Annotated in this window: 23 protein-coding genes and 1 riboswitch; of the genes, 14 read left to right on the top strand and 9 right to left on the bottom strand. The window is 52.3% G+C overall.

Going from position 1 to position 23,022, the window contains the following annotated elements; genetic code table 11:
• Positions 1–308: 308 nt before the first annotated feature.
• The 3 genes from ACYVUV_RS10040 to ACYVUV_RS10030 form a co-directional block, all read right to left on the bottom strand.
• Positions 309–1,070 (bottom strand): amino acid ABC transporter ATP-binding protein, encoded by a 762-nt coding sequence (locus tag ACYVUV_RS10040; protein WP_439776129.1) that lies wholly within the window; start codon positions 1,068–1,070, stop codon positions 309–311.
• Between the two features lie 3 nt (positions 1,071–1,073).
• Positions 1,074–2,657: an ABC transporter substrate-binding protein/permease gene (locus tag ACYVUV_RS10035; RefSeq protein ID WP_439776128.1), complete on the bottom strand. Its 1,584-nt coding sequence runs from the start codon at positions 2,655–2,657 to the stop codon at positions 1,074–1,076.
• A gap of 119 nt (positions 2,658–2,776) precedes the next feature.
• Positions 2,777–2,952: riboswitch (Lysine riboswitch) on the bottom strand.
• A gap of 99 nt (positions 2,953–3,051) precedes the next feature.
• Positions 3,052–3,678, bottom strand: a complete 627-nt coding sequence (locus tag ACYVUV_RS10030; RefSeq protein ID WP_439776127.1) for a DNA-3-methyladenine glycosylase — start codon at positions 3,676–3,678, stop codon at positions 3,052–3,054.
• Between the two features lie 82 nt (positions 3,679–3,760).
• On the opposite strand from ACYVUV_RS10030, the gene ACYVUV_RS10025 reads away from it, so the two are divergent.
• Entirely contained in the window at positions 3,761–4,132 is a 372-nt protein-coding gene (locus ACYVUV_RS10025; protein ID WP_439776126.1) for a DUF488 domain-containing protein, read from the top strand.
• Here ACYVUV_RS10025 and ACYVUV_RS10020 read toward each other — a convergent pair.
• The gene (locus tag ACYVUV_RS10020; RefSeq protein WP_439776125.1) at positions 4,119–4,817 is read right to left on the bottom strand and encodes an NAD-dependent protein deacylase; all 699 of its coding nucleotides are present in this window, start codon (positions 4,815–4,817) and stop codon (positions 4,119–4,121) included. The genes ACYVUV_RS10025 and ACYVUV_RS10020 overlap by 14 nt on opposite strands.
• A gap of 116 nt (positions 4,818–4,933) precedes the next feature.
• Here ACYVUV_RS10020 and ACYVUV_RS10015 point away from each other — a divergent pair, with 116 nt between their 5' ends.
• On the top strand, positions 4,934–5,416 hold the full coding sequence (locus ACYVUV_RS10015; protein WP_439776124.1) for a hypothetical protein: 483 nt from the start codon (positions 4,934–4,936) through the stop codon (positions 5,414–5,416).
• Between the two features lie 76 nt (positions 5,417–5,492).
• Here ACYVUV_RS10015 and cls read toward each other — a convergent pair whose 3' ends face one another.
• Complete coding sequence (gene cls / locus ACYVUV_RS10010; protein WP_439776123.1) at positions 5,493–6,956, bottom strand: cardiolipin synthase; 1,464 nt, start codon at positions 6,954–6,956, stop codon at positions 5,493–5,495.
• A 2-nt stretch (positions 6,957–6,958) separates the two neighbouring features.
• Positions 6,959–7,903 (bottom strand): alpha/beta hydrolase, encoded by a 945-nt coding sequence (locus ACYVUV_RS10005; protein WP_484499302.1) that lies wholly within the window; start codon positions 7,901–7,903, stop codon positions 6,959–6,961.
• A 71-nt stretch (positions 7,904–7,974) separates the two neighbouring features.
• Here ACYVUV_RS10005 and ACYVUV_RS10000 point away from each other — a divergent pair, with 71 nt between their 5' ends.
• The gene (locus ACYVUV_RS10000; protein ID WP_439776121.1) at positions 7,975–8,748 is read left to right on the top strand and encodes a ribonuclease H family protein; all 774 of its coding nucleotides are present in this window, start codon (positions 7,975–7,977) and stop codon (positions 8,746–8,748) included.
• 87 nt (positions 8,749–8,835) lie between these two features.
• Here ACYVUV_RS10000 and ACYVUV_RS09995 read toward each other — a convergent pair whose 3' ends face one another.
• Positions 8,836–9,792 carry a DUF1002 domain-containing protein gene (locus tag ACYVUV_RS09995; RefSeq protein ID WP_439776120.1) on the bottom strand — a complete coding sequence of 319 codons (957 nt, stop codon included), beginning with the start codon at positions 9,790–9,792 and terminating at the stop codon, positions 8,836–8,838.
• A gap of 205 nt (positions 9,793–9,997) precedes the next feature.
• Here ACYVUV_RS09995 and ACYVUV_RS09990 point away from each other — a divergent pair, with 205 nt between their 5' ends.
• From ACYVUV_RS09990 to ACYVUV_RS09970, 5 genes are all read left to right on the top strand, one after another.
• Positions 9,998–10,798, top strand: a complete 801-nt coding sequence (locus ACYVUV_RS09990) for a glycosyltransferase family 2 protein (RefSeq protein WP_439776162.1) — start codon at positions 9,998–10,000, stop codon at positions 10,796–10,798.
• Positions 10,782–11,441, top strand: a complete 660-nt coding sequence (locus tag ACYVUV_RS09985; protein ID WP_439776119.1) for an alpha/beta fold hydrolase — start codon at positions 10,782–10,784, stop codon at positions 11,439–11,441. The genes ACYVUV_RS09990 and ACYVUV_RS09985 overlap by 17 nt, the downstream gene beginning before the upstream one ends.
• Positions 11,442–11,534: 93 nt before the next feature.
• Positions 11,535–12,536 (top strand): ribose-phosphate diphosphokinase, encoded by a 1,002-nt coding sequence (locus tag ACYVUV_RS09980; protein ID WP_439776118.1) that lies wholly within the window; start codon positions 11,535–11,537, stop codon positions 12,534–12,536.
• A 203-nt stretch (positions 12,537–12,739) separates the two neighbouring features.
• Positions 12,740–13,420: a TetR/AcrR family transcriptional regulator gene (locus tag ACYVUV_RS09975; RefSeq protein WP_439776117.1), complete on the top strand. Its 681-nt coding sequence runs from the start codon at positions 12,740–12,742 to the stop codon at positions 13,418–13,420.
• Positions 13,421–13,430: 10 nt separating this feature from the next.
• Entirely contained in the window at positions 13,431–14,264 is an 834-nt protein-coding gene (locus ACYVUV_RS09970; RefSeq protein ID WP_439776116.1) for a hypothetical protein, read from the top strand.
• Between the two features lie 51 nt (positions 14,265–14,315).
• Here the strand turns inward: ACYVUV_RS09970 and ACYVUV_RS09965 are convergent, their stop codons facing one another.
• Together ACYVUV_RS09965 and ACYVUV_RS09960 are read right to left on the bottom strand one after the other, a co-directional pair.
• Complete coding sequence (locus ACYVUV_RS09965; protein WP_439776115.1) at positions 14,316–14,966, bottom strand: Crp/Fnr family transcriptional regulator; 651 nt, start codon at positions 14,964–14,966, stop codon at positions 14,316–14,318.
• A 37-nt stretch (positions 14,967–15,003) separates the two neighbouring features.
• On the bottom strand, positions 15,004–16,338 hold the full coding sequence (locus ACYVUV_RS09960; RefSeq protein WP_439776114.1) for a CAP domain-containing protein: 1,335 nt from the start codon (positions 16,336–16,338) through the stop codon (positions 15,004–15,006).
• A 148-nt stretch (positions 16,339–16,486) separates the two neighbouring features.
• Here ACYVUV_RS09960 and ACYVUV_RS09955 point away from each other — a divergent pair, with 148 nt between their 5' ends.
• The 6 genes from ACYVUV_RS09955 to ACYVUV_RS09930 all read left to right on the top strand — a co-directional run bounded on the left by ACYVUV_RS09955 (position 16,487) and on the right by ACYVUV_RS09930 (position 22,874).
• Positions 16,487–17,575 carry a D-alanine--D-alanine ligase family protein gene (locus ACYVUV_RS09955; RefSeq protein ID WP_439776113.1) on the top strand — a complete coding sequence of 363 codons (1,089 nt, stop codon included), beginning with the start codon at positions 16,487–16,489 and terminating at the stop codon, positions 17,573–17,575.
• Between the two features lie 48 nt (positions 17,576–17,623).
• Entirely contained in the window at positions 17,624–18,253 is a 630-nt protein-coding gene (locus ACYVUV_RS09950) for a helix-turn-helix domain-containing protein (RefSeq protein WP_439776112.1), read from the top strand.
• Between the two features lie 120 nt (positions 18,254–18,373).
• Positions 18,374–19,480: a YibE/F family protein gene (locus tag ACYVUV_RS09945; RefSeq protein WP_439776111.1), complete on the top strand. Its 1,107-nt coding sequence runs from the start codon at positions 18,374–18,376 to the stop codon at positions 19,478–19,480.
• Positions 19,480–20,274, top strand: coding sequence for a YibE/F family protein (locus ACYVUV_RS09940; protein ID WP_439776110.1), 795 nt, complete (start codon positions 19,480–19,482; stop codon positions 20,272–20,274). Before ACYVUV_RS09945 ends, ACYVUV_RS09940 begins: the two co-directional genes overlap by 1 nt.
• Positions 20,240–21,106: an alpha/beta hydrolase gene (locus ACYVUV_RS09935; RefSeq protein ID WP_439776109.1), complete on the top strand. Its 867-nt coding sequence runs from the start codon at positions 20,240–20,242 to the stop codon at positions 21,104–21,106. The genes ACYVUV_RS09940 and ACYVUV_RS09935 overlap by 35 nt, the downstream gene beginning before the upstream one ends.
• Positions 21,107–21,257: 151 nt before the next feature.
• Positions 21,258–22,874: an alpha-glucosidase gene (locus tag ACYVUV_RS09930; RefSeq protein WP_484499301.1), complete on the top strand. Its 1,617-nt coding sequence runs from the start codon at positions 21,258–21,260 to the stop codon at positions 22,872–22,874.
• Positions 22,875–23,022: the final 148 nt, after the last annotated feature.

The raw sequence follows: 23,022 nt of genomic DNA, 5'->3' as shown, positions 1-23,022 counted from the left end.
TAATGAAGAAACGTGTACAAGAAACATATATCCCTATCATTCTTCAGCACTATCGCAGCAATACACTAGCACAACAAGAAAAGCTCATCATCTCACAAACCTTTCACATAGTTAATTATACTCTTAAAGTACTTTGATTTGGCATTGAAACATAAATTTAGCTATTTTTTCTTTGATTTTTATTTATTTGTTTAAAAAAGTTTTTTTTGAATTTTTTCGATGAACTTCGCAAGAATTTAAATCGCGTTATTTTCCGCAAACAGAAAAGCAGCCGTGAGGCTGCTTTTGTTTTGTGTTCGTTTAATCTATTAAATTTGCGGGCCACGGAAGTTGGCTAAGAACTTCTGGGTCTTTTCGCTTTGCGGATGGTTGAAGATTTCATCCGGGCTGCCTTGTTCAGCCACGTAACCATCGCTCATGAAGAGGACCTGGTCGGAAACTTCCTTGGCGAAGGCCATTTCGTGGGTAACCACGATCATGGTCAAACCGGTCTTGGCCAGCTTCTTCATGGTTTCCAAAACTTCTCCGACCATTTCCGGGTCAAGGGCACTAGTCGGTTCGTCGAAGAGGAGGATTTCCGGGTTCATGGAGATGGCTCTGGCAATCGCTACTCTCTGTTTCTGCCCACCAGACAATTGGCGGGGCTTAGCGTCGACGTAAGGGTCCATCCCAACGGTCTTCAGGTTCTCCAAGGCAATCTTCTTGGCTTCTTCCTTTGACCGCTTCAGAACCAGTTCCTGGCCGATCATGCAGTTTTGCAAGACGTTCTTGTTTTCAAAAAGCTCAAACTGCTGGAAAACCATGCCGACCTTGGACCGGTAGTGGGGGATGTTGAAGTTTTCATCCAGGATGTTTTGGTCATGGAAAAGAATTTTCCCGCCAGTTGGATCTTCCAGCAAGTTGATGCAGCGGAGCATGGTTGACTTACCGCCACCGGAAGGACCGATGACCGTCATAACCTCGCCCTTGTGGACTTCAAAGGAAATATCCTTCAAAACCTGGTGTTCACCGTAAGCCTTTTGCAGGTGCTGAACATTTAAAATAGTTTCATTGTCCTTGTAATCAGCCATCTTTTACTTGTCTCCTTCCTGCTTGCCGACTTGAACTTGGTTGGCCATCATATTGTAGTTTTCAGGACCTTCGATGTGCTTTTCAATCAAGTTGAAGATCCGGGTGATCGTAAAGGTCAAGAAGAGGTAGATGACCGAGATGACCAGGTAGGTTTGGAAGAACTGGAAGCTCTGGCTGGCAATCGTTGAACCAACGAAGAACAGTTCTGATACTGAAATGATGCTCAATACTGAAGTGTCCTTGATGTTGACGATAAATTCGTTGGTGATTGACGGCAGGCAGTTCCGGATGGCCTGCGGCAGGATGATGTTCCACATTCTCTGGTTGTGGGTCATCCCCAAAGCACTGGCGGCTTCAAACTGCCCCTTCGGCGTGGAGATGATCCCCCCGCGGATGACTTCGGCCAGGTAGGCCCCGGTGTTGATGGAGACGATGATCAAAGCGGCAACCGTTCTGTTCAAGTTGATGTGCCAGAACTGGGCAATCCCGTAGTAGATAACCGCGGCTTGAACCATCATTGGCGTACCGCGGAAGATTTCAACGTAGACTGACAAAAGCCACTTGCAGAAGGCTAAAAGGCCCTTCTTGAACTTGTTCTTTGGCTCTGGAATAGTCCGCACGATCCCGACCAATAAACCGATGAAGAAACCGGCAATGGTACCGATCAAGGAGATCAAGAGAGTCATCCCGATCCCTTCCAGGATCATCTGCCCGTAGTTCTTCAGCATGGAGACCAGCCAGTTTTCCTTCTTGGTGTTGGTCTGCGGCTGCTGCTGAACAGCTTCCTTCATCAGCTTGTTTCTTTCTGAAGTGGAAATGCCGGCCAAAACCTTGTTGACCTGGCTGAGCAGCTGGTCGTTGCCCTTCTTGACCCCGATGGAAACTTCAGCGTCAGAAGAGGAAACCTTGAAGCCCTTCATCTTGGACAGGTTGACCCCGGTGATGTTGGAGTCGACCATCTTGAAGGAGGTCAGTTCCGTGTCTTCAGCCACGTAACCGTCGATCGTACCTGCTTCCAGGGATTCCCGCATGGCGGCGAAGTCCTTGGAGGCTGGCTCACGCGTAGCGCCTGGCAGCTGCTTGATCAGGTCATAGTGCAGAGTCCCTTGCTGGGCGGTCAGCTTGGCCCCCTTGAAGTCAGTCAGGTACTTGGCCTTGGCGTACTTGCTCTGCTTGTTGACGATGACCACGAAGTTGGTGGTCCGGTATGGAGTGGTAAAGTTGATGGCCTTCCGTCTTTCAGCCGTCGGGCTCATCCCGGCAATGATCAAGTCGATCTTGCCACTGGTCAGGGCTGGCAAAAGCCCGTCCCACTGGGTCTTTTCCACGATGACCTTCTTGCCCAGCTTCTTGGCAATGATCTTGGCGATCTTGACGTCGTAACCATTGGCGTAGGAGCTGGTCCCGTCGATCTTGACCGCGCCGTTAGCGGACGTGGTCTGGGTCCAGTTGTATGGAGCGTAGTTGGCTTCCATCCCAATCTTCAAGGTGCCGCTGGCTTGCGCCGGCTGGCTCCAACTGACAGCTAAGACAAGCGTCAGGACCGCCGCCATTAAGGCGCTGATCCAGCTGCTGTGCTTTTTCATCTGAATAAACCTCCGATATGCTTTTTGCAAGTTATGAAATACAATAAAAAGCGGCAAAAAAGCCCCATTGCATGTACAATGAGGCTTGCTTTGTTTCTGTAAAATTCAGTATGAATACCAAAAATTATAGCGCTCCCTAGAAAACTAGGACAGTCTGCAGAATTTTCTCCTGCAGCCCAACCAACAGCGCGCACGACCACCCTGCTGATTTCGGCGATATCCCTTAGTGACAAGGCTCAGCACTGTCAGTGAGCTCCCCTTGCTTTTGTGAACGATCGCGACCTCTATTGTATTGGATAATTTTTTAACTACATTTAGGCTAAATTACTTTTAAGAAAAAGTCAAGAAAAAATTAGCTTTTTGAATTTTTGGCGATTGTCAGCGCTTTTCTTATTCACGCCCAGCCGTGATCTTCCGCCCAGTCCCGCTTCTTCATGCCAGAAACGTAGGGGTTGCCGGCCACGTAATAGCGAAGAGGCGCCTGGGCCCATTCCGGGTCAGCCTGGACGATCCCGATTCTAGGAGAAGCAATGATTTCTTTAGCCACTTTTTTCTCAGTCAAATCAATGGTGAAAGGACTGTCCGCCAAAGGGGCCAGGTCCCATTTTCTTGACTTGATACCCATGGCCTGCATTAATTTGGCTGGTCCGTTGGTCAAAAGGACCCCGTTTTTGCCGCCCCGGTTTTTGGTCATTTCGTCGATGCCCCAGACTGGCTCAATGGCCCGGATCAAGACTCCCTGGGGGTTGCCTTCCTCCTGGCAGGCCACGTCGAAAAAGACGTACTGTCGCTGGGAGTAAATATAGATGGTTCCGCCTGCCCGCCACAGGCCCTCGTTAGCCTGGCTTCTTCTTCCCCCAAAGGAGTGGGCGGCCCGGTCCTTTACCCCCAGGTAGGCTTCGGCTTCAACGATATAGCCGCCGATTTTTTCCCCGCCGGCTTGATAGTAAAAAGGGCGGCCGATCAAGTCCTGGCAGATTTCGCTGGTGGGCCGGCCGGTGAAAAAATTCCTGTAGTCCATTGCTTAATCAATCTTTCTAACTAAAATAAGAAATACAGTAAAAGCTGTAATAAAAAACATCTTTAAGAGAAAGCGTGCGCCTATGCCAACGATCAAAACTGTCCGTATCTATGCCAAAGAGCAGCCAGCCGGCTATCGGATCTTAGTCGACCGGCTCTGGCCTCGAGGGGTCAAAAAGGAAGTCGCCAATTTAGACGAGTGGGAGAAAGAGCTGGCTCCCAGCCGGGAACTGCGGAGCTGGTTCAAGCATGACCCGGACCGGTATCCGGACTTCCGTCAATATTACTTGGAAGAATTAGCGGACAATCCGGAATGGCCGGCTTTCGTGGAACATTTGCAAGAGCTCTTGCAAAAAGAAGATGTCCTCTTTTTGTACGGGGCTAAAGATGAAGAGCACAACCAGGCCATTGTCTTAAAAGAAGCAGCTGAAGCTGCTCTGGCTAAACTTCCTTAAAAACTTCCAAGGCGTCGCCGATCAGCTGCTTGATCCCTTGTGCCGGGATCTCAGTCAGGTTGACGGCCCAAATTTTGGCGTCTTTTGGCGCGTAGCCTAAGAGGCCGGCGAAGGGGTAGACGACGAAGCTGGTGCCGACGATCACGACCAGGTCACTTTGCCGCATTTCCAGGATGGACTGGTTGACATTGTCCGGGTTGATGCCTTCCCCGTAAAGGACGATGCCGGGCCGGATGATGCCGCCGCACTCGTGCTTGTAGCCCTTGGCGTATTCCTCATAGCTGACCTTTTGCTTGCACTTGGAGCAGTAGATGTCGTAGAGGTTGCCATGAAATTCGGTCACGTGCTGGTTGCCGGCCTGCCGGTCCAGGGTGTCGATGTTTTGGGTGATGAGGGCCCCTTTTTCATTGCAGATGGCCGCGATCTTTTGGTGGATCAGGTTCGGCTTGGCGTCCGGGAAGTACATGTTTTGCATGACGAAGTCGTAAAAAAGCTGGGGCCGGTCATAGAGGGTCTCCTCGCTCAAGATGACTTCCGGGGGCTCGCTGACCCCGTTGTAGATGCCAGTTTTGGACCGGTAGTCGGGGATGCCGGAGTGGGTTGACACGCCAGCCCCGGTCAAAAAGACGGGGTGCTTGGCCTTTTTCAAGTCTGCTTTAAATTCAGCAAGTTTTGCTTGGTCCATTTTTTTGCCTCTTTCTTAAGAAAAATCGGCTTAATGCCTTTTGATTCTATTATAAGCGCTTGATTTGCTATAATTAAGCTACTAGTTTCAGAAGATATTATATTTGAGGTGAATCCATGGACACGTTATTTTACTTGGTTGCCGACACCCTGCTGGCGGCCTATGCCGGCTACAGCTGGTACTGCCAGGCTTCGGTGATCATGCGGGCCCGCTGGCGGATGACGGCGGTGATCATGCCAATCCTGCTGGTCTGGCTGGGGGCCACCAGCTGGGGCTATTCGGACATGGGCACTCCTGGCTTTATCGTCTTCCTGGCCCTCTTTATTTTGACGGGGATTCTGGAAGCCACGTCTGGTTTGGCCGACAAGCGGGTCGTTTTGAGCGGCTACTTCCGCCGGACCTTGAAATACAGTGAAATCAGCCAGGTGATCCTGACCGCGGCGCCGCCGGAAGTAGGCGACCTGTCGATCGCGGCCCTGGAAACCAGCCGCCACCAGATCTACTACCTCCGCTTCAACAAGCAAGCCAGCGACGTGGTCTCTTTCTTGATGCAGCGCCTGGAACGCGGGGTAAATATTGACGTAAGAAAAATGGGCTAGTCAACTGACTAACCCGTTTTTATATGCTCTAAATTGTTCTTGTTTTATCTTCTCTTGTTTTCTTGTTTCTTATTTTTTACAGAATTGGTGATAAAAGGCGGGAGAAGTTCTGCAAGGCGTGCAGCCAGCGGGACTGCTTCTTGATTATTTCCGGCGTCAGAAGGGTCGACTGCTCCATGTCCTTTTCAAACTGGTCGGACATCTCCTTGTTGAAGGCCCGGTCATAAACGAAGACATTGTCTTCAAAATTGAGGTCATAAGACCGGTAGTCCTGGTTGACGCTGCCGACAGTCGCGTACTTGTCGTCGACGATGATGGTCTTGGCGTGCATGAAGCCGTTGTTGTAGGTATAGACCTTGACCCCGATCTTGACCAATTGGTTGGCGTACCACTGGGTTGCCCGGTAGATGAAGGGGTGGTCCGGCATGCAGGGGATCATGATCCTCAGATCAACCCCTGAGCTGGCCAGGATCTGCCAGGCGGCAATCATGGCTTCGTCTGGAATCAAGTAAGGGGTCTGGATCCAGACCCGCTTTCTGGCCAGCATCATCAAGCGGACCAGGCCGTTTCTCATGTATGGCTCGTCGTTGTCGGGGCCGTCAGAAACGACCTGGACGGCCATGTCGCCTTTAGAGATGTCATTTTCATCCAAATCGGGGAAGAGCTTCTCGTCAAAGCTGATCAGTTCTTCTTCCCGGACGGCGGAAGCGTTCCAGTCCATCACGAATCTTTCCTGCAAAAGCAGGGAGGCTGACCCGACCAGGCGGAGGTGGGTGTCCCGCCAGTAGCCGAATTTTTTCTTCCGGCCCAGGTACTGGTCGCCGACGTTGAAGCCCCCGGTCCAGGAGGTAACCCCGTCGATGACCACGATCTTCCGGTGGAGGTGGTAGTTGATCCGGTTCCGGGAAATCATGTTTCTTGAAGTAATGAAGGGTAAAACGTCCCCGCCGGCTTCAGTCAGCTGGTTGAACCAGCTCTTGGAGGCCCCGAATGACCCCCAGGCGTCGTAGAGAACCCGGACCTGGACCCCCTCTTGGGCTTTCTGGATCAAAAGCTTGAGGAATTCATTGCCGATGGCGTCGTTATAGATGGTGTAGTATTCAACGTTGATGCTGGACTTGGCTTGTCTGATGTCGGCAAAAAGGTCCCGGAACTTGGCATGCCCGTCAGTGTAAAGCTTAAGCTTGTTGTTTTTGGTGATGGGGGACTCTTGGTCCTTGTCCAGGTACTTGATCAAGATGTGGGCGCTGGGAGAGGTGTCATTTTGGTCAATTTTAGCCGGGGCCTCGGTGATCATTTTTTGCACGTTGGAGAGGCCGATGTGCTTTTGCCGGTTGATGGCAAAAAGGTTTTCCTGGGAAATCCCCCGGCCGACGAAGCCATAGATGATGAAGCCAACAACGGGCAGGATGATCAAGACGATCAGCCAGGCCCAAGAGGTAGCGACCGACCGTTTTCTGTGGAAGACGGTCCAGAGGGCCAGGATGGCGTTGGCGAAGAAGATGATGTGCCAAATATCGATCCAAGAGATGGCAGTCACTTTTAAATTCCTTTCTTGATTTTGTCTAAACCTAAAAAACGGTCCAGGATGCCAATGACGAAGGGCTCGTCATGCATCTGCGAGTGCTCGGCATTGTCGCCGCGGACCTCGACTTCCTGGTAGTAGACCGCGTCCGGGGCCAGGATATAGCGGATGCTTTTAGCGGAAACCACGGAGATGAAACGGTCGGAATTGGTCGTGTCCAGGACGTTGCCGTAAATGTTCAAAACCTGGATGCTGGGGCTGAAGTCGTGGCGGTGGCGGAGCATATAGGAATAGTGCGGGGTCATCACGCTTGGGCGGCCATTTTCAGTCAAGCGGTTGACATTGGGGATGTCGCCTAAATACATGACTCCGTTGAAGGGGCCGGCGATCAAAGCGCAGCTGGCCAGGTGGGGGAAGTTTTTCCGCTTGGCATAGCGCATTTCCGTAGCGACCACGCAAGGCGAGCCCAAAGAATGGGCCACGGCGCTGTAGCGGGTAAAGCCGTATTTTTTGCTCAGAAAAGGCAGGATGAAGCTGAGGTAGTAGTTGATGGCCTGGTAGCCGGCAATCCGGTCCTTGAAGGCCAGCTGGATGATTGGCTGCTTGTCGCCAGTGTAGCAGCCAGTCAGCTTGATCCGGCCGGTCAAGTCAGCTTCTACTTTCAAGAAGCGGGAGTCGCCTTTTTGCTTGAGGGCATCTTCAACCATCACTTTAGTGGTGTAGTCCCCGCCGCGGAAGCCATGGACGTAGATGATCGGAACCTGGTTAGAGCCGCTTGCCCGGTTTTCAGCCAGGTCGCTGACCCGCTTGCCCCGCAGTTTCAGCAAGATCCGGCAAGGCGGAAAGGTCGCCAGGATGCCTAAGAAGAACATCATGGCCAGGGAATGGTCCCGGGGGTCGGGATTTTTGCCGCGCTTTTTTTCAGTTTCTTCAGCATACTTTTTGGAATTAAAAAAGAGCACAGTTGTCCCGCCTTTCTCTGATACAATTGCTTTGTAAACATCATACCATTTTAGCAGAAGAGAGGGAGCAGATGAAATTTTACGTTGTTAAAAAAGGCTACCGGCCAGGAATCTACCACAGTTGGCCGGAGGCAGAGGAACAGGTCAAGGGCTTTTCCGGGGCGGAATACAAGTCCTTCAGCAATATGATGGAGGCCCTGGACTACCTGCAGATGGACCCGGAAGATTCGCTCAAGGCCCTGCAGGGGGCTGAGGACGACCTGCAGGCCGCTATTTCCCGGGTCAGACAGGGCGGAAGGCAAAATAAACAAGTTGAAAATAAAAACAAAAAAGAATTTACGTCAACTTCTAAGTACGCCGCCCATATTTTTACCGACGGGGGCTGCCGGAACAACGGAACCCATAAGGGCGGGCACGTGCAGGCAGATGACAAGGCAGCCTGGGCTTATTTGATCGAATATGGCGGCCAGAAATTGTCCGCCAGCGGCGGCCGCTTTGGGGCCACCAACAACGAAATGGAAATGACTGCTTTTTTGGAAAGCTTGAAGAAGCTGGAAGAACTGGGCTTAAATAACCAGCCCCTCTTGTTCTCTTTAGACTCCCAGTATGTCATCAAGGCCGTCAGTGACACAGAGCAAGGTCCGGCCTGGATCAAGAGCTGGCAGCGACGGGGCTGGAAGAAGGCAGATGGGTCGGCAGTTGCCAACCGCGAGCTCTGGCAGGAAATCGCCAGCGAAATGGCCAAGTTTGCCCAGCCGGAATTCGAATGGGTCAAGGGGCACGCCAACAGTGCCGGCAACAACTTTGTCGACGGCCTGCTCAACAAGTATATGGACCAGATGTAAGGCAGAGACAGAAAAAGCCCGCGCTTGGCGCGGGCTTTTTGCATGAATATTTTAATTTTTAGATATTGTCCAATTTTTATTGCTTCATTACTTGCCAAAACTGGAGAAGAGGCTGGTAAAGAAGTTGACGATGGCGTCCCAGAGCTTCTGCAGGGCGTTGCGGTTTTCGCTGGTATTCAGTTTGGCGAAGATCCCCTTGGCGCTCTTCTGGATAGCGCTCATGGCCTGGCTGGCCTGCTGCTTGAAGGAAGAGGAGTTGAGGGCACCAGAGTCGCGGATTTCAACCAGGATGTTGACGATCTGCTGCTTCTGTTCGTTGGTGATCACGTTGGTCAGATTGTTGTTTTTGATCTGGTTGTTGACGATCGTAACGATCTGGTTCTTCGTGATGCTTGAGCCCTTTTGGGCCATTTCCTTCTTGGCCCCGGCCACGGCATTGTTGAGCTGGGCGTCGGAGTAGCCGTCCTTGCCCTTGTTTTCCTTGGTGATGCCGCTTAAGGTGTTCAATTCGTCCTGGGCCGCGGTGATCTGCTTCTGGTTCAGCTTCTCCCCGCTCTTGGCGTAGGCCTTGTAGATCCCAGCCAGGGCGCCGGAACCGTCGATCGGGGTCGCGGAAGTGACGTAGATGTTGGCGTCAGTGATCCCGGCCGTTACCGCCGCGTTTCTGTACTGGTTGGCGGTAATGGTAGTGATGTTGTTTTGCCCGTTGTAGTTGAGGATGCGGACGTTGATCCCGCTGCCGGAGCTGGTTTTTTCAATGGCAGCGCTGGACCAGACTCCTGAAGAGGAGGTAAAGGAGCTGCCGGACGGGTTCAGGTAGGTAACCAGGTCGCTGCCCGTTACCGTCAAGGTGTTGTAGCTGCTGGAGTCGCTGAGGGCGCCCTTTAAAACGTCCAGGGTGCCTTGCTTTTGGCTTTCAGTTAATGACGTCCCCAGGGTAATGACCGGGGTGGTGTCTTCGGCGGCAGAGACCCTGCCAGCCGCTAGGCCCAGGCCCAGGAAGAGGGCGCAGGCCGTAATGATTTTCTTGATTTTCATGTTCATTTTGCTAAGTCTCCTTGTTTTTTATTTTCATGCTCCGCCTATAATTATACTAGAGTTTGTTTTGGGGATATCTCTCTTAGCAAAAATTTAAGCAGACCCCCGGCCAGCGGCAGATTCGCGGCGAAGATGATATAATGTAAAGGATAGATTTGGAGAGGGGGATGCGGCTTTGCCAGCAAATGCCGACTTGAAGCTGACAGTCATCATGACTGTCTACAACCAAGAGAAATACCTGGCTCGGGCCTTGGACTATTTGCTTGAGCAGAAGAACCAGCAGTTCAAACTGCTGGTCATTGACGATGGCTCGACTGATTCGACGGCGGAAATCGCGGCTAGCTACCAGGACCGCTTCCAGTATTTTGACCTGGTCAGCAAGGCTAATGAAGGGGTAGCTGCCGCCCGGAACCTGGGCCTGGACATGGTCGACACGCCGTATTTTATTTTTCACGATGGAGACGACTGGGTTGAGCCGGACTACACTGACTACTTTATCAAGGCTTTTGACCGCCATCCAGACGATGACATGGTGACCTGCGGCTACTACGTCGATCAAGCAGGGGAGCCGTCCGTGCCGATTACTAAGCCAGTTGAAGGTGAATTGACCCGGCTTGAGGCTGTTTTAAAGGTCTTGGGCAGTGCCCACTCGCCGGTGAAGGGCTATACCTGGAACAAGTGCTACAAGACCCAGCTGGTCCGCCGCCTGCACCTGCGCTTTAACGAAGACTTGGACCTAATGGAAGACCAGGTTTTCAATATTGACTATCTCATGCAGACTGAAGGCTGCTACTACAGCTCCGTGCCGCTTTACCATTACTGGCAAAGGGCCGACAGCGCGGTGCATACAGTCAGCTGGGATCACTTCTGGAGCATCGTGGGGGCCAACATTTCGATCTACAAGAGCATTTTTTCCCACTTGTGGAAGAAGCTCCTCAGCAAGCGGCCGCAGACTTCGGAATACCAAGGCAGTTATGTAAGGGAAAGGATCAAAGATGATCATCAAAGTTAATGGAGTCGATCTTTACTACCAAAAGCTCGGTCAAGGCCACCCCTTGATCCTGCTGCACGGCCACCACTTGGACGGGGGGATGTACAGCAAGGTGATCGCGCCTTTATCACTGTACTACACGGTCTATACCCTGGACATGCGGGGGCACGGCTTAAGCGGCGGCGACGGGGCTGAGCACTACCAGACTGAAGTTGAAGACCTGGCCGTCTTCATCAAAGAGCTCGGTTTGGAGCAGCCATACGTCTTTGGCTACGACTCTGGCGGTTTAGTGACCTTGATGCTGGCCAGCCAGCAGCCCGATATTTTGGGCAAGGCGATCGTGGCCGGGGTCTTCATTGATGGCCGGGGGATTCACAAGTATCACTATCTGACAGAAGGGGTCCGGCGTTTTCTCCGTTTTGACCGCGACAGCCGGGTGGAACTTACTGAATCTTATATGGAGCCGGAAAGCCTGGAGCAGATCAAGATTCCCGTTCTCTGCGTGGTCGGGGAAAACGACTGGGTCAAAGTCGAACATGTCCGCTGGTACAGCAGCTTGATTCCAAACGGCCGCTTGGCTTTGATGCCGCGGCAGACCCATGATTCCTACGTGGTGGACAGCTTGAAGATTTTGGACCTGATCAAAGATTTTTGCAAGGAATAATGAGAAAACGGCCGATCAAAGCCGAACCTTTGCTATAATGTTACTGTAGATACAATAGATTCAATTAATGAGAGTGTTTCTAAGGGGCTCATGATGACATCAATTACAAAAGAAGAAATTCATAAGCTGCTCAACCCGATGAAGCTGATCGGGCTCGGCGGCAATCCGCAATTGAACGAAAAGGTAGCCAGCACGCTGGGCGTTCCTTTGATCGAAACGACGGTGCACCACTTCAGCGACGGTGAAATCCAGGTCAACATCGCGGAAAGCGTCCGGGGCTGCGACGTCTTCGTCATCCAGTCAATTCAAGATCCGGTCAATGAAAACTTCATGGAACTGGAAATCGTCCTGGATGCCCTCCACCGGGCTTCAGCCCACACGGTCAACTGCGTGATCCCGTACCTGGCCTACTCTCGCTCTGACACCAAGACCCGGTCCCGGGAACCAATCACGGCCAAGCTGATTGCCAACCTGCTCCAGCTGACTGGGATCGACCGGGTATTGACCATCGACTTGCACGCTTCCCAAATCCAGGGCTTCTACAACGTGCCGGTTGACCACCTGCACGCGATGCCGCTTTTGGCTCAATACTTCCTGGACAACGGGATCGCGGCCAAGGATGACGACGACGTGGTCGTTGTTTCACCAGACCACAGCGGCACTAAGTTGGCCCGGGTCTTCGGCCAGTACTTCAACGCGCCGATCGCCATCGTCGACCAGCGCGGGGCCCGCTACGATGACAGCGTCCACGACATGATCGGTGACGTCAAGGGCAAGAAGTGCATCATCGTTGACGACTTGATCGACACTGGCACCCGCCTGGCTTCATCAACCCGGTCAGTTTTCGCTGCCGGCGCGACCAAGGTCTACGCGGCTGCCACCCACGCCTTGCTGTCACAAGACGCGATCAAGATCTTGAACGGCTTGCCGCTGGAACAAATCGTGGTTACGGATACCATCAAGCATGAAAAGTATCCTGACCGGATGGTCCGGATCTCAGTTGACCGCCTCCTGGCCAAGGGGATTGACCATATTTACAACGATCGCTCAATTCACGACATTTTTGATGAACAAAACCGCTTCACCAAAGACTAAGGCGCGATCAAACGGGAGACCGCTAGCGGTCTCCTTTTTTGTTTATGTTGATTTTTCTCTTGTTTTTTAGATTATTTTTAGGAATGTGACTGAAGAAAGTGGGAAAAATAACAGATTTGGGTAAAATCAAGCGTTATCGCTGTGATTAGGCAAGGAAATCTTGCTATAATTTTATTAACTTTACAGAGAGGATGAGATGATCGATGGCAAGAAGAAAGAACATGCAGAGACGGCGGGAGATTTTGGACAACACCTTCCGCTTGATCAGAGCCAATGGCTTTGACCATGTTTCCCTGCAGATGATCGCGGAGAACTCGGGTATTTCCAAGTCTCTGCTGCAGTCTTACTACCCCCACAAGGCCCGGTTGATGACAGACATCGTCAGAAACCTGTTCAACACCATGTGGGACCAGGTAGAAGCAAACTATCACGTGCCCAAGAAGAACCCCTTTGCCCGGGTGGACGCTTTGATCTACACGATCGCGACTTTGGGGATGACGGACAAGGGCCTGGACCGCGTAATTACGGAGGCCTTTACTGACCAGACTTCTTTGGACAACTGGAGCCGGATGCTGGATGAGTGGATGAAGTCCCACCATGCTTTTTCTGAATACAGCAACTACCAGGAAATCCGGACCGGGATTGCCTTTATCGTTACGGGGGTCGGCCGTTTGTACCGGGACCGGGAAAAGCACGGTCTTAACGCGACCCAGCTGGCCGACTACTCAACCAGTTCCCTGATGTACAGCTTTTTGCACGCGGATCCGGAAGAAATTACGGCCGTGCTGGAAGAAGGTCATGGAATCATTGACGACAGCAACATCGGTGAGGTCCACAACGAGATCGACACTATGTTTGACGAAGGCAAGGAAATTTACAGTTAGGAGCGAGCGCATGGCAGAAAGTTCCGGAACGCGCAGACGAAGGAACAACTATGAAATCGCGGACAACGCGTTAGAATACAAGCGTCCCTTGGCCTTTATAGCTTTCTTATTGCTCAGCTTATTGCTGGCCACGGGAACTTTTCTGAATCCTGCTTTCATGAAGGAAACCATCAAGACCGACAGCAATACGGTTGTGGTCAGTCAGCAGGTCAACAGTCACTTTAACCGCCTGGCCACGATCGTCAACGGGTCCAGTGATGAAAAGAACCTGATCTCTGACGATCAGGCCAGAGAAGTTGCCGACTTGATCATTGACTACAAGTACGGCTGGCACTTTATCCATACCAGCAATCTTGATCTGGCCAAGGATATCAAGGCCGTGATCTTGAAGAAGGAGCAGACGGACACTGACCAGGTGACCGCCATCCGCAAGAAGCTGAAGAAGCAGAGCAATTCTTCAGTCTATATCGTCAGCAACGCCTTTGACCTGGCCACGGTCATGCTGGAGGCCAACTTGATAACGATCATCCGGATCGTCAACCTGCTGGTGATCCTGCTCTGCCTGGTGGCATTAGTCTCGATTTTGCGGGAGGCTTTCGCCAGCCACACCAAGCGGGCGGTAATTCACGACATGACAGCCGGGCTGATGTGGACCGCCTTTTGGTTTATCCTGGTTTACGGGCTCTTGGCCATGGTGCCGATCTTTATGGATACTTCGGTGATTACCGTAGCCGACCTGGGCTACTGGCTGGAAATCGCCAGCGGGGTCTTCCTGGACTTCGTGATCGCCGGCGTCATTTTATATGTTGTCAGCGCCATTCCATGGCAGGCAACTTCAAATTAACATAGCAAAAAGGCAAAGCCAGCGGCTTTGCCTTTTAGTTTGCTATTTACTCTATTTGAGAATGGTGATCTGCTTGCCTTTGGCGGCGATGTAGCCATCCTTTTTTAATTTGGAGAACTCCCGGCTGAGAGTTTCGGGGGTGATGCCCAGCAGGCTGGCCAGGTCCTTCTTCTTCAAGGGCAGGGTGAAGGTGCTTGATCCCGCTTCATCAGCGTAGTCTTTCAGGCTGGCGTAGAGGCGGGGGCCGGCTTCCAGGCTGTTGCGGCGCATGGCATTCTTCTGGGCACTGACCAGGCGCTTGCCGAACTCGTTTAAGAGGTGCAGGGACAGCTCCGGTGACTTGAGCAGAAGGTCCTGGAAGTCGGAATAGTTGATGGAGCAGGCCGTGCTGTCTTCCAGGGCTTCGATGAAGAGGTCGTCATTTTCCGTGTCAAAGAGGTTTTCTTCCCCGTTGATGTCGCCCTTTTGCATTAAACTGAGGACCTGCTCATGGCCGTCGGGGCTGAGGCTGTAGACCTTGGCCCGGCCTGAGTCCAGGGACATGACCGACAAGCGGCCGTCGCCCGGGGCATGGATCAAGCTACCTTTTTTAAAAAACTGCTGGTGGGTCGAAATGTGAACCAAGTCCTGGCGCAGGTCCAGGGGGAGGTTCTTGAAAATCGGCACGTGGCTGATGCAATTTAACTCGTCGTGTTGCTGCATAGTTGTCTGTTTTGCTTTAATTTATACTCTTACTTGTTTACTTCTTCTTGCTGGATTTTTTAGCAGATTTCTTACTGGTCTTTTTAGCTTTAGACTTGGATTTCTTGCTAGATTTTTTAGATTTAGCCTTAGGCTTAGATTTCTTACCAGACTTTTTCGTGGATTTCTTACTAGACTTCTTGCTGGATTTCTTAGTAGTCTTCTTAGCCTTGCTGGTCTTCTTGACCGCCTTGGCATTGGTGATCTTCTTGTTCTTGACGGTGGAGATCTTCTTGCCGACCTTGTAGAGGTACTTGGCCAGGCCTTTGTTTTGCAGATCCTGCTGGCTGACCTTGTTCTTGCTTTGGGTGCTGGAAGAGGAGACCTTGCCGGAATAAGTTTGGCTGCTGCTCTGCTTGAAGAGCTTGAAGCTGTAAGTAGCCAGGTTGCCGGCTCTGACCGTATATTTGTGGCCGGCCGTCAGCTGCAGCTTGCTTGGGTAGTAGGTGATCACGGTCTGGAAGTTGCCGAAGCCGTATTCGCTGTAGTTGGCTACCTGGCTGGCCGTGACTGTCTTGCCGGTATCGTCGTCAGTGACGGTGATCTTCGGCGTTGAAGTCACGACCTTGTTTGAGAAGTACAAAGACCAGGCGATGTTTTGTCCATTTAAAAGCTCCAGGGGGAAGACCCCGGCGTTTGGATAGGCCACCATTTCCCGGCTGGCAGTTCTTGCGCTGTCGCCTACGTTCAAAACCTGGTTGACCGAGTAGCGGTAGCCATTGGTCCCATAAGCTGCCCCAACTGAGATCTTGCTGAGGCGGGTGGACAAAAGCCAAGCCCGGTGGCCGGTGTCAGAACCTGACAGGTTGTAGCGGTCGGTCAAGAGGTCGGTCACGACATCCCCGGCTGTCTGCGGGCTGGCATTGAAGTTAAGGTTGGCCGAGTTGGAAATATCCTGGGCCAAAAGCCAGTTCTTTTTTGAAATGTAGCTTGGCCGCTTCTCATTTGGCAGCCCGTGCTGGTTGACGAACGGGTTGGCATTGATGGCGGCCATGACGGCGGCTGTCGTCTGGGCATTCTTGTTGCCCTGGCTGGTCGCCTTGACGGCGGTTAAGCCGAAGAGGTCACGGTAGTAGTTGATGTAGGCGACTTGCTCGTTGATGTAGCTGGTCTTTAAGCTGCCCGCCTTGAACTTCTTCTTCAAGGAAGGCTTGCTGGCATAGATATTCTGCTGGGTGTAGACGGCCTTGCTCAAGGCCTGGTATTCTCTTTGAAAACGAAGCACCTCTGCCTGTTCCTGCGGCGTGAATTCCGCTGCCTGGACAGTCGTAGGCCCCACTGCCAAAAAGATTGCCGGCAGCAAAAACAGTACTGGTTTATGACGCATCTTCATCAACCCCTTTCTAGTTTATATTATAGCTGATTTTTTTCTTTTTTCGCCATTAAGCGCTTTCGCTAAAAAAGCTTAAAATTTGCCGGGAAAGTGCGCCAAAAGCCCGAGTTTTCGGTATAATACAGAGTTGATAAAAGGAGACGAAACAATGACGAAAAAAACACAAGTTGGTTTGATTTTTGGTGGGAACTCCTCCGAATACGAAGTTTCAATCACTTCAGCCGGCAACATCTACAAGGCAATCGACAAGGACAAGTTTGACGTGCACCCGATCTGGATCACGAACTCCGGCTATGTGGCCAGTGAAGCTGATTCATACAAGGTCCTGGAAGAGCCAGGCTACATGGTGGAAAAGACCGATAAGACGGCCAACCTTTCCAACTTGATCGAGCTGGCTTCCCGGCCGGAACTGGACGTGCTTTTCCCAATCGTCCACGGCAACCTGGGTGAAGACGGGGTTCTGCAAGGCCTCTTCCGCCTGATCGACAAGCCTTTCGTCGGGGTCGACGTTTTGGCGGCAGCCGTAACCATGGACAAGGAATTCACCAAGATCCTGGCCCAAAGAGCCGGCGTGCCGGTAGCCAAGTGGGTATCCATCAAGCGCTACGAATACGAAGACGCCAAGAACCAAAAGCTCAGCTACGACTGGGTCAGCGGCCAGCTGGGCACCAGCAACCTCTTCGTCAAGCCGTCCAACCAGGGTTCTTCCGTCGGCATCACCCACGTAGTTGACGACAGCAATTACGCTGAAGCTTTGGCTGAAGCCTTCAAGTACGATGACAAGGTTTTGGTTGAAGAAGGGATCGTCGGCACTGAAGTTGAAACTGCCGTTTTGGGCAATGACCACCCGGTAGTTTCCGGGGTCGGCCGGATCATCAACGCCGACAACACTTGGTACAGCTACGAAAACAAGTACAGCGAAGAATCAACCACGACCCTGCAGATCCCAGCCCAGATCCCTGCAGAAACCGCGGAAAAGGTCCGGGAAAACGCCTTGAAGATCTATCAGATCACTGAATGCAGCGGCATGGCCCGGGTTGACTCCATGCTTAGAGAAAGCGACGGGGAAGTCATCTTCAACGAATTGAACGCCCTGCCAGGCTTTACCAACATCAGCATGTACCCGAAGCTGTTTGAAGAAGCTGGGATTTCTTACCCAGACTTGATCACCCGCTTGATCAAGCTGGCTGAAGAGCGCTACGCCCACAAGAAGACCCTCCTGCACAAGCACGACTAATAAAAAAGTACATTGAAAATTTAGTTTTTTGCGAAAGAAAGTCAGAACATGAGTGAGATAAGTGAGCAGATGAAGACCAGTGAAGCCGCCCAGGCCCTTGGGGTCAGCGAAAACACCCTGCGCAAGTATTCGCAGGCGGTGGAAAAGGCCACATCACCCGCTTATTTTCCCCGGGTCAAGAATGCCCGCCGCTACCGGCCAGCAGACTTGGAAAAGCTGAAGCAAATGCAGGACCTGGTCAAGAAGGGCCAGAAGGTCGACCAAGCTGCCCGGGAACTTTTTGCCAGCGAAAAGAAAGAAGAGCCGGTAAAAACCGCCAGGGAAGACCAGCTGGAAGCCGCCCTGGCCGCTAAGGACCAGGAAATTGCCGAGCTGAAAGAGCAGCTGGCCAAACTGACTGAGGCTAAGGCAGAAAAAACTGCTGAAGAGCAGGCAGCCGACGATGTCTTGGACCTGCCCGATTTTGATGACGGCTTTTTGGAAGAAGAGCCGGTCACTCCGGAGCAGAAAAGGGCCCAGGTCGTGGCTGACATGGCCAAGAGCGACCAGGAAGTCCACCGGGAACTGCTCAGCCGGGCCCAGGAGAACGCGGCCAAAGGGGCACCAACTTACCGGACCCTGGCCGACATGCAACTGGCGCCTAAGAAGACTCCCTGGTGGAAGAAAATTTTTAAATAATGGCGCAAATTGCTAAATAAACTTAAAAATTAAAGGGGACCGCGAAAGCGGTCCTTTTTTTGCACTAAAATAAAAAGTGCTGAAAACTAAACAAAAAACAGAAAGGCAAATGCGAAGAGGATGGAAACGAAAAAGCAGCGCTTCTTGGCCGCCCTGGTTCTGCTGGCCGTGGGTCTGGGCCTGGCCGCGCTGACCTATTTTAAGACGACTGGCTACAAGAACCCAGTGGCGGTGATCACGGACACGAAGATCAAGGACCGGTTGCTGAAAAAAGAAACTGATATTTACGGCAATAAGGATGAAGAACGCCGGCAGTACCTCCATGTCCAGGTCTTAACCGGCAAGTACAAGGGGCAGACCTTTGAAACGGTCAATACCTACTATCCTTCCCAGCTGGTCACCCAGAAGTACCGGGCCGGCGAGCGGGTCTTCGTGACTGTAACCGACGGCAGCCTGGCCCTGGTTTCGCCAAAAAGAGACTGGATTCTGGTCATGACCTTGGCCATTACTTTGTCCTTGATGGTGGCCGTGGTCGGCCGGCGGAGCTGGCACTTGATCGTCTCCATGGCCATCAGCTGGATCCTGTTTTACTGCTTGATTCTCTGGGACGTGGCAGTCAACGGGGCGGGGATCATCTGGATGTTCTCTGTGGCTGATATCGTCTTCTCCTTCTTCAGCCTGGCGATCGTGCAGGGGATTAATAAAAAGATGCTGGTCACCTGGCTGGCGACCTTGCTCGGGGTCTTCGCCTCTTTTGCTCTCTGTTACGCCGTTATTAAACTGACCGGGGAGACCTACCTCAACTATGAAATGGGCGACTACGCTACCCAGGACACGCGGGGGATCTTCATGGCCCAGGCCCTGCTGGGGGTACTTGGGGCAGTGATGGATGAGGCGACGGACATTGTTTCCAGCCTCTATGAATTGATCCAGCACAAGCCCGATATCACCGTCAAGGAGCTTTTGGCCAGCGGACGGACGATGGGGCAGGAGATCATGGGGCCTTTGATCAACGTCTTGGTTTTGATCTTCATTTCTGAAGCCCTGCCGGAAAGCATCCTGTACTTCCGGGACAACAATACTATCGCGACGACTTTTAACTTCACCATGTCCTTGGGGGCAACGCAGAGCGCGGTTTCGGCGATCGGGATCGTTTTGACCATCGTTTTTGCCAGCCTCTGCAGCCTCCTCTTTTTAAAAAAGCCGGAGAAAGGAGGTAAGCAATAATGAGCAGCCTTGGTGCGTTAATCATTGTTTTGGCCATCTTGATGACTGTCATCGGCGGGGAGACCGGGATCCGCAGCTTCTTCAGCGTCTTGATCAACAGCCTCTTGCTGGTCCTGGTGGCCATGCTCATCTCCTGGGGCTTGAGCATCCCCGTTATCACCGCGATCTTCGTGCCCCTCAAGCTGGTCACGATCATCTTCCTGGGCACCCATGACTATACCGTGGCCAAAAATTCCTTCTATGCCTCTTTAATTGTCCTAGGCTTGGTCAGCGTTTTGATCTTAGGCATCCAATACCTGGCGCAAGCCGCCGGTCTGGGGCCGGAAGCCGGGGAAATTCTCTTGGGCCACTCCCAGATGCCGGGGATCAGCTACGGGCAGATCGCCGTTACCGTGGCCATTTTCTCAGCCCTTGGGGCGGTGGCGGAAGCTGCCGTATCGATGAGCTCGGGGATTTTGGAACTAAAAAAGGCCAAGCCGGAGATTACGGAAGAACAGCTGATGAAGAGCGGGGCAGCGATTGGCTACGACGTTTTGGGCACGGCCATGAACACCATCATCTACGGGATGTTTGGCAGTTTTTTGTCCCTCTTTTTATGGTATTACCGCCTGCACTATTCCTTTAGTGAGGTGATTAATGATAAACTTTTTGTAAACGAAGCACTAATTATCATGTATTCTCTGCTCGGTGTGCTGCTGACGGTTCCTTTGGCGACTTTTTTGCTGGCCAAGGGAATGAGCCGGCAAAGTGAGGCAAAAAATGGAAACGAAAAAACTAGAGATCAAGAACTTTAACGGCCGGACCTACAAGCTGCAGACCTATACGGTCAAAAGCAGCCACGCTCCCTTAAACAAGCTCCGCCCCCTGGCTATCGTGGTGCCGGGCGGCTCCTTCACCCACCTGTCAGTCAAGGAAGGTGAGCCGGTGGCTCTGGCCTATGTCAGCCGGGGCTTCAATGCCTGCGTGGTCAGCTACAATCTTTTGCAGGATGAAGGCAAGATCTACCCTGACGCCGGCCTGGATGTCCTCAGCACGGTCAGCTACTACCGCGAACGCGCTGCTGAATACCAGATTGACCCAGACAAGATCATGACCATCGGCTTTTCCGCCGGCGGCCATATCGTCAGCGCGGCCAATTACCTGGCTGACGAAGCTGAATACCAGGAAAAGTATGGCTATAAGGGGGACCAGGTCCGGCCAAATGCCACGATTCTGGGCTATCCTCTGACCGACGTCCACAAGGTGGCCTTTGAAATTGGCGGCCGGGCTGACGGGGCCTTGCCGGATGACCCGAAGTTGGTCGACACGGCCTTGGGGGTTACTCCTAAGACGCCGCCGACCTTCATCTTCCAGTCCTGGAATGACCCGATCTGCCTGCCAACCAATGCCATGGCCTACGAGGAAGCCTTGTTCAAAAACAAGGTCAAGTGCGAGGCCCACATGTTTGACATCGGCTATCACGGCTACTCCTTGGCCACGCCGGAACTGTCCACGGAAGACATCTTCTGGCAGGGCAATCCCCACACGGCCCGCTGGTTTAAATTGAGCCTGGAGTGGCTGGATCACCTTTTCTCCGGGATCAACTATGACGAAAACAAGGACAAGCTGACCCAGCTTTACCAATAGCACGATAATGTATTTATGAGAGCTGCCCTGGCAGCTCTTTTTCATTTGGTTAGCGGTAACTGCTTGCATCCGCGCCTGTTTTTCCTATACTAAACTTGTAGAAAAATGACAGCGCTTCAGCTGAATTTAGATGAGAGTTTGAGGAAATAAAATGACAGCAGAAAAGCAAGAACCATGGTGGAAGCAGGCCGTGATTTACCAGATTTATCCCAAGTCCTTCCAGGACACTAACGGTGACGGGGTCGGCGACTTGCAGGGGATCATCAAGCGACTGGACTACCTGCAAGGATTGGGCATCGATGCTATCTGGCTTTGCCCGGTCTACAAGTCACCAGGCGTTGATAATGGCTATGACATCGCCGACTACGAAGCGATTGATCCTAAGTACGGGACCATGGCGGACATGGATGAATTGATCAGTGAGGCCAAGAAGCGGGGGATCCGGATCGTGATGGACCTGGTGGTCAACCACACTTCTGACCAGCACCCTTGGTTTATTGAAGCCCGGAAAAATCCATCCTCCCCGGAACACGACTACTATGTCTGGGCGGACAAGGCCAATGAGCTCAAGTCGGCTTTTTCCGGCAGCGCCTGGGAATATGACGGCGAGGTCGGCCAGTACTACCTCCACCTTTTTGCCAAAGAGCAGCCGGATTTGAACTGGAAGAACCCGGCCCTGCGGCAGAAGGTCTACGACTTGATGAACTTCTGGATCGACAAGGGGATCGGGGGCTTCCGGATGGACGTAATCGAACTGATCGGCAAGGTGCCAGAAGAAGAGATCACCGCCAACGGCCCTAAGCTGCACGACTACCTGCAGGAGATGCACCGGGAGACTTTTGGCGACCGGGACTTTTTGACGGTCGGGGAAACCTGGGGAGCAACTTTGGCCAACGCTCCCCTTTACAGCGACCCGGACAGAAAAGAGCTGTCCATGGTCTTCCAGTTTGAATTCACGGAACTGGACAAGCAGGCCGGCAAGGAAAAGTGGGACACCAAGCCCCTTAATTACGGCGATTTGAAGAATGTCCTGGCTAAGTGGCAAAAGCTGGACTTTGACCACAGCTGGAACAGCCTCTTTTGGAACAATCACGACCTGCCGCGGATCGTGTCCCGCTTCGGCAATGACCAGCAGTACCGTGAGCGCAGCGCCAAGATGCTGGCCCTGCTCCTGCACGGCTTGCGGGGGACACCTTACATTTACCAGGGCGAGGAAATCGGGATGACCAACTGCCCGGTTTCTGCCATCGACGAGGTAGAAGACATCGAAGCTCGGCGGATGTATCAAGAGCGCTTGGCAGAGGGCTGGAAGAAGGAGGACCTGATCAAGGCCATCAATGCTCGCGGCCGGGACAATGCCCGGACCCCAATGCAGTGGGATGATTCAAGCTCGGCCGGCTTTACCAGTGGCCGGCCTTGGCTGGCGGTCAACCCCAACTACCAGAAAATAAACGTTCAAAATGCAGTGAATGATCCTGATTCAATTTATTATTTCTATAAGAAGCTGATTGCCCTCCGCCACCAGGAGCGGATCTTGACTGATGGGTCCTTTGAACTTTTGGACACGGCAGATGGCGTCATGGCCTACCACCGGGAAAACGCCGAAGACAAGTGGCTGCTGGTCTGCAACTTGACTGGCGAAGAGCAGGAAGTCTCCTTGCCGGATAAGGTCAAGGAAGTCCTCCTGGCCAACGTTCCCGTTCCGGAAGACCTGTCTAAGTCTCTGTTACCTCCTTACGCGGCCTTTCTTTGCCGGGTGGAAAAATAAGTCATTTATCTGATTAGTTGAATAGATAATCTAATTTTTTGAAAGCGAATTTTTAAACTTACAAAAAATATACTATTTTGTGTTAGAATCTAGCGTAGGAAGTGAAGAAGGAAAAAGTTAGACTATGAATCCTTGATGGGAGGAAATT

Source organism: Lactobacillus sp. WILCCON 0149 (assembly GCF_057197965.1).
Note: the sequence above shows the minus strand (reverse complement) of the source record. Positions and strands in the feature narration are given on the sequence as shown.